Below are 12,475 nucleotides of genomic sequence, written 5' to 3'. Positions count from 1 at the left end.
CCCTCGCCACAATAAAGCTGTCGGCAATGGCATGAAGTTATTGGCCGTGATGATATGTGGTGTGTTGCTCAGCGCCTGTGCCATCGGCCCTGACTACAAACGCCCGGACGTCATCGAGCCGGTGCAGTTCAAGGAGGCCCAGGGCTGGCGCCAGGCTAACCCGAGCGACTCCCTAGCGCGTGGCGCCTGGTGGGAGCTGTACGGTGACCGACAACTCAATGACCTGGTGGTGCGCCTTAACACGTCCAACCAGACCGTCGCCCAGGCCGAGGCGCGTTTTCGCCAGGCACAGGCGCTGGTACGCAGCTCACGGGGGGCCTTTTACCCCAGCGTTGACCTGAGCGTCGGCAAGACCCGCGCCAGCCAGGGCACCGGCAGCAGCAGCGCCAGCCTCAGCAGTTCCAGCAGCGGTATCCGAGACACCCTCAACGCCCAGTTGGGCGTGAGTTGGGAAGCCGATATCTGGGGCAAGTTGCGCCGAGGCCTGGAGGCCAACGAAGCCAGCGCCGAGGCGAGCTCGGCCGACCTGGCCGCGATGCGCCTGAGCCAACAGTCCGAACTGGTGCAAAGCTACCTGCAACTGCGGGTCATGGACGAGCAGACGCGTTTGCTGCAAGCCACGCTGGACACCTACCAGCGCTCATTGAAAATGACCGAAAACCAATACCGTGCCGGTGTGGCTGGCAAGGATGCCATCGCCCAGGCGCAAACCCAGCTCAAGACCACTCAGGCCAGCCTGATCGATCTGATCTGGCAGCGTGCCCAATTGGAAAACGCCATCGCCGTACTGATCGGTGAGGCGCCAGCCAACTTCAACTTGGCGGTGAGTAAAGACATCCCGGCCCTGCCGCAGATACCGGTGAGCCTGCCGTCCCAGTTGCTGGAGCGTCGCCCCGATATCGCCTCGGCCGAGCGCTCGGTCATCGCCGCCAACGCCAATATTGGCGTGGCCAAGGCTGCCTATTACCCCGACCTGACCTTGAGCTTGGCGGGGGGCTACTCCAGCAGCACCTATGAAGATTGGATCAGCCTGCCAAACCGCTTCTGGTCGGTAGGGCCGAAACTGGCGATGACCCTGTTCGATGGCGGCCAGCGCTCGGCGGAAGTCGACCGCACCGTGGCCAGCTATGACGAGACCGTGGCCAAATACCGCCAGACCGTACTGGACGGTTTCCGTGAGGTGGAAAACTACATGGTCCAGCTCAAGGTGCTCGCCGATGAGGCGGTGGTTAGCAATGAAGCACTGGAAGCCGCGCGTGAATCCTTGCGCTTGACCGAAAACCAGTACAAGGCCGGGTTGATTGCCTATCTGGATGTGGTCACGGTGCAGGCGACGGCATTGAGCAACGAGCGCACGGTATTGACCTTGCTGCAGTCGCGGCTGGTGGCCAGTGTGCAGTTGATCGCAGCATTGGGCGGAGGCTGGGATGGCCAGACCTCCCTGGCCGAAAAGGAGTAACCGGATACGCCGCGCATCCTGTGGGTGCAAGATCAAATGTGTGGGCTTGCCCCAATGCCAGTCAGTCAAGCACAGCACCCTGGGGGGAGCTGGCTTGCCTGCGAAAGCGTTAGTGCAGTAGCAGATGCGGTGACTGACACACCGCCTTCGCGGGCAAGCCCGCTCCCACAGGAAATCTGCGCAAGCCCCGCACATTTTGATGTCCATGATGTGGTTGAAAACAGCCAGATAAAGCCAGCCGATTGACGCCAGAAATTGCGTGATGGCCAATGGATTAATTAATCACCTGTCCTGTATTCATACTCGCTACAATCGCCCGATTTGCCACCCGGCACGGGCTTTTGCGCCGGTCGCCTGCGAGACGTCCCATGCTGATCGGTAGCTATTCAACCTCCCTTGTCGTGATTTCCCTGTGCGTGGCCATCCTGGCGTCCTACACCGCCTTGGACCTGGCCGGGCGTATCGCGACCGCCAAGGGGCGTGCCGTTTACCTGTGGATCACGGGTGGCGCAGTGGCGATGGGCGTCGGCATCTGGTCCATGCACTTTATCGGGATGTTGGCCCTGCGCCTGCCGTTTGCCCTTGGGTTTGAGGTAGGCATTACCCTGTTGTCGCTGTTGATCGCCGTGCTATCCAGTGGCTTCGCGTTATGGCTGGTCAGCCAGCCACGCTTGCCGGCCTGGCAACTGGCGTTTGGCGCACTGGTGATGGGGGCCGGTATCGCCAGCATGCATTACACCGGCATGGCCGCGATGCGCATGACGCCGGGCATCGACTACGACCCGGCCTTGTTCGGCGCTTCGTTGTTGATCGCGGTGGTGGCTTCCGGCGCCGCGCTGTGGATCGCCTTCAACCTGCGGCGCAACACACCTTATGTGCGTCTGGCTCGGGGCGGCGCAGCCGTGGTGATGGGCGTGGCCATCGTTGGGATGCACTACACCGGGATGGCTGCGGCGCGCTTTGCCGATGACAGCTTCTGCGGTGCCGCACTGACGGGCCTGAGCGGCAAGGGCCTGGATAACCTGGTCTTGGTCACTTCGCTGGCGGTATTGGTCATTGCGCTGTTGACGTCGGTGCTGGATGCGCGCCTGGAAGCGCGCACCGCCGTACTCGCCGATTCCCTGACCCTGGCCAACCAGGAACTCACCCACCTGGCCCTGCATGACATGCTCACCGGCCTGCCCAATCGCACCTTGCTGGCAGATCGCATACAACAAGGCATCCAGGCGGTGCACGAGCGGGGCGGTTGCTTTGCCTTGATGTTTATCGACCTGGATGGTTTCAAACCGGTCAACGATGCCTTTGGTCATCACCTGGGCGACCAGTTGCTGCGCGAAGTTGGCTTGCGCCTGCGCGAGGACTTGCGCAGCCAGGATACCTTGGCCCGCATCGGCGGCGATGAGTTCGTGTTGCTGGTGCAACTCACCCAGCCCGATGATGCGATGGGCTTGGCCGAGCGCCAGGTGGGCCTGATCAACCGCACGTTCACGGTGGCCGAGCATGAGTTGCAGATCTCGGCCAGCATCGGCATCGCCATGTTCCCGGGCAACGGTAGCAACCCCCAGGAACTGCTGATGAACGCCGACGCGGCGATGTATCACGCCAAGGGCATGGGCAAGAATGGCTACAGCTTCTTCGATGTGTCGATGAACACCAATGCGCGCAAACAACTGCAATTGCTGCAGGACCTGCGCATTGCCCTTGAGCAGGGGCAATTTCGTTTGCATTACCAACCCAAGTTCGACGCCGTCAGTGGTCTTGCCGTGGGGGCCGAGGCGCTGTTGCGCTGGGAGCATCCGCATCAGGGCTTGCTGATGCCCGCTACGTTTATTGCACTGGCGGAGAAAACCGGGCTGATCATTCCCATCGGCGAATGGGTGCTCGATGAAGCTTGTCGCCAGATGAGTCAGTGGTACGCACAGGGTTATGAGCACTGGCGCATTGCCGTGAACCTCTCGGCGTTGCAGTTCTGCCACGCCGGGTTGGTCAACAGCGTAGCGGCTGCACTGGAACGGTACCAATTGCCGGCCAACAGCCTCACGCTGGAAATCACCGAGACCACCGCCATGAGCGATGCCGATGCGAGCATGACGGTATTGCAGCAACTGTCGGACATGGGGGTTGACCTGTCCATCGATGACTTTGGCACCGGTTACTCCAGCCTGATGTACCTCAAGCGCCTGCCGGCCAACGAGCTGAAGATCGATCGCGGTTTTGTGCGTGACCTGGAACACGACAGCGATGACGCGGCCATCGTCTCGGCCATCGTGGCCCTCGGCCAGGCCCTGGGCCTGCGGATCGTCGCCGAGGGGGTGGAAACCGATGTGCAGCAGCACTTCCTCACCCGCCTGGGGTGTGACTCCTTGCAAGGCTACTTATTGGGGCATCCATTGCCGGCCGATAGCTTCATGGCGAATATCCGGGGCGCCGAACAGCCGGCGCCTGACAAAAGCAGTCAGTGACGGGTATTCTTGGATCCAACCCTGAACATCCGGTTGAATCGGGAGGCCGCAGCCATGGACAAAGTCGTCATCATCACGGGGGGCAGTCGTGGCATTGGCGCCCAAACGGCATTGCTCGCCGCTCGCCAAGGCTATCGCATCTGCATCAACTACCAGTCTGATGAAGACGCTGCCCTGCGTGTACTGGATCAGGTTCGCGCGCTGGGTGCCCAGGCGATTGCCGTGCGGGCCGATGTCAGCAGCGAGGATGAAGTGATCGCTCTGTTCAATCGCGTTGATACGGAACTGGGCCGGGTCACCGCGCTGGTGAATAACGCCGGCACCGTGGGGCATAAGTCGCGGGTCGATGAGATGTCCGAGTTTCGTATCCTCAAAATCCTCAAGACCAATGTGCTGGGCCCGATCCTGTGTGCCAAACACGCGGTATTGCGCATGTCGCCCCGGCATGGAGGGCAGGGAGGCAGTATCGTCAACGTGTCGTCGGTGGCGGCGCGGCTGGGCTCGCCGGGAGAGTATGTCGACTACGCGGCCTCCAAGGGGGCGCTGGACACCTTTACCCTGGGGCTGTCCAAGGAGGTGGCGGGCGAGGGCATTCGCGTCAACGCCGTGCGCCCTGGCTATATCTTTACCGATTTCCATGCCCTGAGCGGCGACCCGGACCGGGTCAGCAAGCTGGAATCCGGTATCCCGATGGCGCGTGGCGGGCGCCCGGATGAAGTGGCAGAGGCGATTATCTGGTTACTGTCGGACAAGGCATCGTATTCCACCGGAACGTTTATCGACTTGGGCGGCGGCCGTTAAAACGAGCGCACGATCCGCCCTAGTGTCTCCATGGCCTTTTCCGACGCCTCGTTCCAAGGGCTTCCGTAATTCAGGCGAATGCAGTTTCTGAAGCGCTGAGTGGCGGAAAAGATCGGCCCCGGCGCAATGCTGATGCCCTGGGCCAGAGCCATCTGGAACAATTTCAGCGAGTCGGTCTGCTCCGGCAGTTCCAACCACAGAAAATAGCCTCCCGCCGGCTGGCTGACCCGTGTTTGCGCCGGAAAATAACGAGCGATGGCCGCCAGCATGGCGCTTTGCTGTTCTTCCAGGGCGTAGCGCAGTTTGCGCAGGTGCCGGTCATAGCCGCCGTGTTGCAGGTAGTCGGCAATCGCCGCCTGGGCCGGCATTGACGGGCACAGTGAGGTCATCAGTTTCAGCCGCTCGACCTTCTGTGCGAAGCGCCCGGCGGCGACCCAGCCCACGCGGTAACCCGGTGCCAGGCTCTTGGCAAAGGAGCCACAGTGCATCACCAGCCCTTCGGTGTCGAAGGCCTTGGCCGGTTTCGGGGCCTGTTGCCCGTAATACAATTCGGCGTAGACGTCATCTTCGATCAGAGGCACTTGATGGCTGCGCAGCAGTTCCACCAGTGCCTGTTTTTTCTCTTCAGGCAACGTGGCGCCCATGGGGTTCTGGAAGCTGGTCATCGTCCAGCAGGCCTTGATCGGATAGCGCTCAAGGCTTTGGGCCAGGGCGTTCAGGTCAATACCGTCGCGCGGGTGCACCGGGATCTCCACAGCCTTGAGCTTCAGGCGTTCAAGCACTTGCAAACAGGCGTAGAACGCCGGCGCTTCGATGGCGACCAGGTCGCCCGGTTCGGTCACGGCCTGCAGGCACAGGTTGAGTGCTTCCAGGGCGCCGTTGGTGATCAGCAACTCCTCCATCGGCAGCATCAGGCCGCCGACCATATAGCGCAGGGCAATCTGGCGGCGCAGTTGTGGGTTGCCTGGCGACATGTCGGTGACCACCAGGCGGGGGTCCATGTCGCGGCTGGCACTGGCCAGGGAGCGGGCCAGGCGCGGCAGCGGGAACAGCATGGGGCTGGGGAAGGCCGAGCCGAAGGGCACGGTGTTGGGGTCTTTGATCGAGTCCAGTACCGAGAACACCAGCTCACTGACACCCACATCGGTGGACTCATGTACCTGCTCACTCACCACCGGCTCGGAAAACGGGCTCGGCGCGTGGGTGTTGACGAAGTAGCCAGAACGCGGGCGCGCCCTGATCAGGCCACGACGCTCCAGCAAGTAATAGGCCTGGAATACCGTGGACGGGCTGACGCCGTAGGCCTGGCTGGCATAGCGTACCGATGGTACGCGCTGGCCGGGGCCGAGGACGCCGGAGCGGATCAGTTCTGCGATGTCGTCGGCAAATTTTTCGTAGCGTTTCATGGCGGCCTGATTAGCTTTTTGAATGTGTATGCAGGGCGAACTGTAGGAGCGAGCTTGCTCGCGAAAAACGTCAACGATAACGTGTGTTTCCTGAATGAACGCGGCGACGGTGAGTTTTTCGCGAGCAAGCTCGCTCCTACAGTTGATCTCTATCGTTGTTCAGCGATTCAAGGGCGCAACGAAGCGGCTGTCAGCAGCGGTATAAATCCAAGGCTCATCCACATCAGTGACTTTAAAACGCAGGGTTTGAGAGCTGCTGGCCGGTGTGTCCGCCAGCAACGCTACCGACACCGGTATATCGACAATTTCCCCGGCAGCCAGACTGACCTGGGTCTTGCCTTGCAGCTGGAACCCCTCGGCATCCACCAGTTCCAGGCGGTAGTCCTGGCGCTGCTGGGTCTTGTTGATCACCTTGAGGCTGTAGATGTTTTCGATCAACCCCTGGCTGTTTTCACGGAACATACCTCGGTCTTTGGTCACATCCAGCGACACCATCGGCCGTTCAATCAGCGCCACCACCAACGCCGCGATCATCACCAGCAGCACGGCACTGTAGCCGATCAGGCGCGGCCTGAGCAGGTGGGTCTTGCCACCTTGCAATTGATGCTCACTGGTGTAACTGACCAAGCCACGGGCATAGCCCATTTTGTCCATGATCGAATCACAGGCGTCGATGCAGGCCGCACAACCAATGCATTCCATTTGCAGGCCGTCGCGGATGTCGATGCCCGTGGGGCAAACCTGAACGCACAGCTGGCAATCGATGCAATCGCCAAGGCCAACCTCGGCTGGCTGCACGTCACGTTTACGCGGGCCCCGATGCTCGCCGCGGGTGGTGTCGTAGGAAATGGTCAGGGTGTCCTTATCAAACATTACGCTCTGGAAGCGTGCATAGGGGCACATGTGCATGCACACCGCTTCGCGTAGCCAGCCGGCATTGATGTAGGTAGCGCCCGTGAAAAACAGCACCCAGAACAGGCTCACCCCACCGATCTGCCACGTTAACAGTTCGGCGGCCAAGGGGCGGATCGGGGTGAAGTAGCCCACAAACGTCAGCCCGGTCAACACACTGATACCCAGCCACAATGTGTGCTTGGCCGAGCGCCTCGCCAGCTTATTCAGGCTCCAGGGGGCGGCCTGAAGTTTGATGCGCTGGTTGCGCTCACCTTCGGTCACCTTCTCGCACCACATGAACAGCCAGGTGAACGAGCTTTGCGGGCAGGTGTAGCCGCACCATACGCGGCCGGCAAACACCGTGATCGCGAAGAGGCCGAAGGCGCAGATGATCAACAGCGCCGAGAGCAGGATGAAGTCCTGGGGCCAGAACGTCGCACCAAAAATGTGGAACTTGCTCTCGGCCAGGTCCCACAGTACGGCTTGGCGCCCACCCCAGTTCAGCCACACGGTGCCGAAAAAAGCCAGGAACAGCAGGCCGGCACCGCCCACTCGCAGGGTGCGAAACAAGCCGGTAAAGCTGCGGGTATGGATCAGGTTGTCGCTGGATTTGGCCTTCACTTTCTTGGGGTGAATGGGCTCAAAGGTTTCCACGGTTGGGATTCGTTCGCTCATGGTCATTCGCTCATCAGCCTCCATCAGGCCGACGAACTATGGGCGACAGACTGTTTGCATAACAGACTCAGGTGGCGTGATAAAAAGCGGATCAGATCAGCTTGAAGCGTTCTTGTGCGTCAATCTGCTGCACCCCATGGGCATAGGGGTGCAGGGGTTGAGCGGGTCTGATGATGCAGATCAATCAAATCACCGAACCAGGTTGGTCCGCCTTTACATGCTCACGGCCATCGGTTGCGCCTTCAACCGTCAGCGCGTCCGCCTCGGCTTCGGTGATGTAGATGCGCGAACCTGCCAGTTCCAGATAAGACATGGCTTTGGCGTGATCGGTCAGGATGGTCACCCGGGTGGCTGGCAGGCTTTGTTCCTGGCCATTGTCGTCGAGCGTGAAGTAGCACAGATGATTTTCGATGCGTACGGTCATGACAATCTCCGTTTTGTGGGCTATGCAGCGTTAGGCGGCCGCCATGCGCACGGGTTCCAGGCAACTGACTGGCGGTCTGCGCTGTCCATCCTTTATCTATCCATAATGAAAAGGAGCGCATCCATGGAGGCCTGGTGGCATCTGGCGTGGCAAACCCTGCAAGCCGAATTCGCAGACATTGGCGATGCCCGGCAACTCACCCAAGTGACCGTGCGCCTGCTGATCGCGGCGATCCTCGGCGGCATCCTGGGGTTTGAGCGTGAACACAAGGGCAAGGCGGCCGGAGTGCGCACCCATATGCTGGTGGCGCTTGGCGCCGCGCTATTTGTGCTGGTGCCGCAGATGTCCGGCAGCCAGGCGGATGCCATGAGCCGTGTGGTTCAAGGGGTCATCGCGGGCATTGGCTTCCTCGGCGCTGGCACCATCCTCAAGGGCAAGGAAGACGAAGAGGGCCAGCATGTAAAGGGCCTGACCACCGCGGCCGGGTTGTGGATGACCGCCGCCATTGGGGTTGCGGCGGGAATGGGGCGTGAATCGACGGCGGTGCTCAGTACGCTGCTGGCCCTGGCGGTATTCAGCGTGATGCCACGGATCGTCAAGCTGCTGGAGAAGGATGAGTGAAGGAGGTCAAGTGATGAGGTTGCCGTATCTCACCTCACCTAAGGCTTTCACCACAAAGGGCGACTCTCCCGGGTTGCCGGAGATCATCACCACGCTCGTATTGTGAGCCGGGCTATAGTGAATCTGTACCTCGCTACTGGCTCCCGAGAAGTTTCCTACCAATTTCAATGGCGTGTTGCCGAGTTGATTTCTAATTGCCGATACATCGAGTTTGTCTCTGTGGTGGTCAAAATCCATCACTTGCTCAGGTGCGTCGAAACTTGATTCACGGCTATTACGGAAGGTGAAGGTCTGACCATTGTCATTCCTGACATTGTTGTTGTGTGTGAGGCTTTCTGCCGGGGGCGGTGGATTATCCGGTTGAGGGGGCGGGTTGCCGAGGTCCGCCTCTTTGCCGATATCGAAGAGGGCTGAAGCCAGAGGCGTACTTTGCCGCATTCGCTGTATGGCAGAAAGCTTCTCAATGCGTAGATCACGCTCGATTTGCATAGCGCAGTTGAAACCTGCCTCGGGATCAAGAGTGGAGGTGCGCTCGCGAATTTCTTCAAGGCTCAAGCCCGGGTCCTCGATATGTGAGGATCGGTCATGAATCATCTGCAGGCTTGATTGACCTAAACGCTCCTTCACATCGGTAATCAGTTTGCGCGCTTCGTCTGCATCCGGGCCGTGCAGCAAGGATTTGACGTTTTCCCTGCTTAACAGGCTTCGAATCGTGGTCACCTGCCCGGAGGTCTCGTGTGAGTTGGGCGCGCGCAGCATATTGGTAATGTTCTGCTGGCTGGTCAGCGCACGAAGTTGGGCAAGCTGGGTGGCGTCGGCACCGGCCGTCTTCGGCTCTACGTTCGCAGAGGGGGCAGGGTTGGGCAAGGTAAAGGTTTGCGGCGCCCTGGAAGGGGCGGAGGCGGGCGTGTCAGGCTCTTTCCTGCGCATGATTGCGCTTGGGCCGGCCCTGAACAGATCGTTCAGTTTTTCCCGATGATCGTTGACTGGCGGTTGTTGGATGCCGTGAACAGCCGAGAACGGGGGCAGTAGTGAGGTGCGCATAGAAGGTACTCGCTTAACGGACAAGATAGTCTGCGGCCGGCAAGGGGGCGAGGCAGCGTACGGGTGACTGAATCTATCTTGTTCATCAAGAGCGGGATCTCGGTATTGTCGGTGATTGAAGTAGGAAAGCTCAGTAGCGCTTGCCCGCGATATTTTTTCACGGGCAAGTGCTTGGGTGTCTGTGAGTCAGGCAATAACCGGCGGCATCGTCGTGGGCGGTTCCTGCACCGGTGGCGGCTGGTTTTCAGGCGGCTCCTGTTCAGGGTCGCGTTCCGGTTCGGGCGGGGGCAATGGGGGGGCGTCGATATTCGGATCTTCGGGTTCAGGAGGTGTCGGGATGCTCATGGGTATGGCCTCGTTTGTGCTTTGCTCTGTTGGTGGACCATTGCCTGCTGGAAATGATTCCCGCCCAGGGGCGGTATATCCACCTGAACTTTTGGGCAGCGCCCAGGCTCGGACTTTAAACGGCCCAGCTCAAGGATAGCGTCGCCGTACCTGAATTCGTATCAAGCAAAGAGCGTCCAAAGGGCGTAAGGGGAAGCTGCTCGATGACTGCCGAAACACTGGTTCCAGAAGACTCCGTGCTGCCGTTGTCGCAGGCGCTGCTGCTACCCAGGATCGCGATCGAAAGCACCATGCCGGTCATCGACAACGGGGAGTTTGCCGTCAAGGCGGTGGTGGGCCAGCGGGTTCATGTCACCAGCAAAGTGTTCGCCGATGGCCACGATAAACTGGCGGTGTTGATCCGCTGGCGCGCCCTGGGAGACGAAAGCTGGCACAGCGTAGTCATGCTTGATATCGGCAACAACGGTTGGGAGGGCGCGTTTACCGTGGCCCACCAAGGCCGTCATGAGTACTGCATCGAAGCCTGGATCGATACCTTTGCCAGCTTCTGTTACGAACTGCGCAAGAAGCATGAAGCTGGCGTGCCCGTCAGCCTGGAGTTGCAGGAGGGCCGTAGCCTGGTGCTGCAGGCCGCCGAACGCAGTGACAACGAACTGCGTGACCGCTTGATGCTGTTGCACCATGAGCTTTCCGGCCTGTTGGAAACTGAGCAGGTGGCGTTGTTCCTGCACGAAGACAGTGCACACCTGATGACCCAGGCCGACCATCGCGCCTATTTGAGCGTCAGCCCCGCGTACCCGATTGACGTGGAACGTGAAGCCGCACAATTTGCCAGCTGGTACGAGCTGTTTCCCCGCTCGATCACCGACGATCCGGCGCGGCACGGCACCTTTAACGACGTGCACGCACGCTTGCCGATGATTCACGACATGGGCTTCGACGTGCTGTATTTCCCGCCGATCCACCCCATCGGCCGTAGCCACCGCAAGGGCAAGAACAACTCACTCACCGCCGGCCCTGATGATCCTGGCAGCCCCTACGCCATTGGCAGTGAGGAGGGCGGTCACGAGGCTATTCACCCTCAGTTGGGCACTCGCGATGATTTCCGCCGGTTGGTCAAGGCTGCTGCCGACCACGGCCTGGAAATCGCCCTGGATTTCGCCATCCAGTGCTCCCAGGACCACCCGTGGCTCAAACAGCATCCGGGTTGGTTCAACTGGCGCCCGGACGGCACGATCAAATACGCGGAAAATCCGCCGAAAAAGTACCAGGACATCGTCAACGTCGATTTCTATGCGGCCGATGCCATCCCCAGCCTGTGGACCGAGCTGCGTGACATCGTGGTGGGCTGGGTGGAAGAGGGCGTGAAGACCTTTCGCGTCGACAACCCGCACACCAAGCCGCTGCCGTTCTGGCAATGGCTGATCAGCGACGTGCGTGCCAAGTACCCGGAGGTGATCTTCCTCGCCGAAGCTTTCACCACACCGGCGATGATGGCGCGCCTGGGCAAGGTCGGCTATTCCCAGAGCTATACCTACTTCACCTGGCGCAACACCAAGGCTGAGCTGAGCGAGTACCTTGCCCAACTGAACCAGTCGCCCTGGCGTGAGTGCTACCGCCCGAACTTTTTCGTCAATACGCCGGACATCAATCCGGGTTTCCTGCATGAGTCCGGTCGCGCAGGCTTCCTGATCCGCGCTGCGCTGGCCACGATGGGCTCGGGCCTGTGGGGAATGTATTCGGGTTTTGAGTTATGCGAAGCCGCGCCGGTGCCGGGCAAAGAGGAATACCTGGACTCGGAGAAGTACGAAATCCGACCTCGGGACTTCACCGCGCCGGGCAACATCATCGCCGAGATCGCCCAGCTCAACCGCATCCGCCGCCAGAACCCGGCGTTGCACACGCACCTGGGGCTCAAGCTCTACAACGCCTGGAACGACAACATTCTGTATTTCGGCAAGCGCAGCGAAGACGGCAGCAATTTCATTCTGGTCGCCGTCAACCTCGACCCGCACAACGCCCAGGAAGCCCACTTTGAATTGCCGCTGTGGGAGATGGGCTTGCCCGACGATGCCCAGACCCAGGGCGAAGACTTGATGAACGGCCACCGCTGGACCTGGTACGGCAAGACCCAATGGACCCGGCTGGAGCCGCAGATGCCGTTCGGGATCTGGCGCATCAGCACATCCTGAGTGCTCGTTCCCACGCTCTGCGTGGGAACGCCTCACTTGACGCTCTGCGTGGGAACGTCTCACTTGACGCTCTGCGTGGGAACGTCTCACTTGACGCTCTGCGTGGGAACGCCTCGCTTGACGCTATGCGTCGCGCTTGGGACGCGGAGCGT

General features: G+C 60.4%; 9 protein-coding genes. 5 read left to right on the top strand and 4 right to left on the bottom strand.

Annotation, left to right across the window (positions count from 1 at the left end; translation table 11 throughout):
* The first annotated feature begins 31 nt into the window (after positions 1-31).
* The 3 genes from JFT58_RS03890 (at position 32) to JFT58_RS03880 (ending at position 4,722) form a co-directional block, all read left to right on the top strand.
* Positions 32-1,459: an efflux transporter outer membrane subunit gene (locus JFT58_RS03890; RefSeq protein ID WP_054898712.1), complete on the top strand. Its 1,428-nt coding sequence runs from the start codon at positions 32-34 to the stop codon at positions 1,457-1,459.
* Positions 1,460-1,827: 368 nt separating this feature from the next.
* Entirely contained in the window at positions 1,828-3,921 is a 2,094-nt protein-coding gene (locus tag JFT58_RS03885) for a putative bifunctional diguanylate cyclase/phosphodiesterase (protein ID WP_054898711.1), read from the top strand.
* Between the two features lie 54 nt (positions 3,922-3,975).
* Positions 3,976-4,722, top strand: a complete 747-nt coding sequence (locus JFT58_RS03880) for an SDR family oxidoreductase (RefSeq protein ID WP_034127640.1) — start codon at positions 3,976-3,978, stop codon at positions 4,720-4,722.
* Here the strand turns inward: JFT58_RS03880 and mapR are convergent.
* The 3 genes from mapR to JFT58_RS03865 form a co-directional block, all read right to left on the bottom strand.
* On the bottom strand, positions 4,719-6,128 hold the full coding sequence (gene mapR, locus JFT58_RS03875; protein ID WP_054898710.1) for a GntR family transcriptional regulator MpaR: 1,410 nt from the start codon (positions 6,126-6,128) through the stop codon (positions 4,719-4,721). The two genes, JFT58_RS03880 and mapR, sit on opposite strands and share 4 nt — an antisense overlap.
* 159 nt (positions 6,129-6,287) lie before the next feature.
* The gene (gene ccoG / locus JFT58_RS03870; RefSeq protein WP_034127668.1) at positions 6,288-7,697 is read right to left on the bottom strand and encodes a cytochrome c oxidase accessory protein CcoG; all 1,410 of its coding nucleotides are present in this window, start codon (positions 7,695-7,697) and stop codon (positions 6,288-6,290) included.
* A gap of 184 nt (positions 7,698-7,881) precedes the next feature.
* Positions 7,882-8,121: a DUF3203 family protein gene (locus tag JFT58_RS03865; protein WP_054898709.1), complete on the bottom strand. Its 240-nt coding sequence runs from the start codon at positions 8,119-8,121 to the stop codon at positions 7,882-7,884.
* Between the two features lie 123 nt (positions 8,122-8,244).
* On the opposite strand from JFT58_RS03865, the gene JFT58_RS03860 reads away from it, so the two are divergent.
* Positions 8,245-8,742: an MgtC/SapB family protein gene (locus JFT58_RS03860; protein WP_034127637.1), complete on the top strand. Its 498-nt coding sequence runs from the start codon at positions 8,245-8,247 to the stop codon at positions 8,740-8,742.
* Between the two features lie 6 nt (positions 8,743-8,748).
* Here JFT58_RS03860 and JFT58_RS03855 read toward each other — a convergent pair whose 3' ends face one another.
* Complete coding sequence (locus JFT58_RS03855) at positions 8,749-9,786, bottom strand: M10 family metallopeptidase C-terminal domain-containing protein (RefSeq protein ID WP_054898708.1); 1,038 nt, start codon at positions 9,784-9,786, stop codon at positions 8,749-8,751.
* Between the two features lie 548 nt (positions 9,787-10,334).
* Between JFT58_RS03855 and JFT58_RS03850 the strand changes: the two genes are divergently transcribed.
* Positions 10,335-12,323, top strand: coding sequence for an alpha-1,4-glucan--maltose-1-phosphate maltosyltransferase (locus tag JFT58_RS03850; protein WP_054898707.1), 1,989 nt, complete (start codon positions 10,335-10,337; stop codon positions 12,321-12,323).
* The last annotated feature ends 152 nt before the right edge of the window (positions 12,324-12,475 follow it).

It is taken from the genome of Pseudomonas sp. MF6767, assembly GCF_016405475.1.
Taxonomy (GTDB): Bacteria; Pseudomonadota; Gammaproteobacteria; order Pseudomonadales; family Pseudomonadaceae; genus Aquipseudomonas; species Aquipseudomonas paracarnis.
This window is presented reverse-complemented; position numbering and strand designations above follow the sequence as displayed.

Excerpts from the sequence above, each read along its gene's own strand:
- JFT58_RS03890 (WP_054898712.1), top strand. The coding sequence starts at position 32 with ATGAAGTTATTGGCCGTGATGATATGTGGTGTGTTGCTCAGCGCCTGT.
- JFT58_RS03865 (WP_054898709.1), bottom strand. The coding sequence starts at position 8,121 with ATGACCGTACGCATCGAAAATCATCTGTGCTACTTCACGCTCGACGAC.
- JFT58_RS03850 (WP_054898707.1), top strand. The coding sequence starts at position 10,335 with ATGACTGCCGAAACACTGGTTCCAGAAGACTCCGTGCTGCCGTTGTCG.
- JFT58_RS03855 (WP_054898708.1), bottom strand. The coding sequence starts at position 9,786 with ATGCGCACCTCACTACTGCCCCCGTTCTCGGCTGTTCACGGCATCCAA.
- JFT58_RS03885 (WP_054898711.1), top strand. The coding sequence starts at position 1,828 with ATGCTGATCGGTAGCTATTCAACCTCCCTTGTCGTGATTTCCCTGTGC.
- ccoG (WP_034127668.1), bottom strand. The coding sequence starts at position 7,697 with ATGAGCGAACGAATCCCAACCGTGGAAACCTTTGAGCCCATTCACCCC.
- JFT58_RS03860 (WP_034127637.1), top strand. The coding sequence starts at position 8,245 with ATGGAGGCCTGGTGGCATCTGGCGTGGCAAACCCTGCAAGCCGAATTC.
- JFT58_RS03880 (WP_034127640.1), top strand. The coding sequence starts at position 3,976 with ATGGACAAAGTCGTCATCATCACGGGGGGCAGTCGTGGCATTGGCGCC.
- mapR (WP_054898710.1), bottom strand. The coding sequence starts at position 6,128 with ATGAAACGCTACGAAAAATTTGCCGACGACATCGCAGAACTGATCCGC.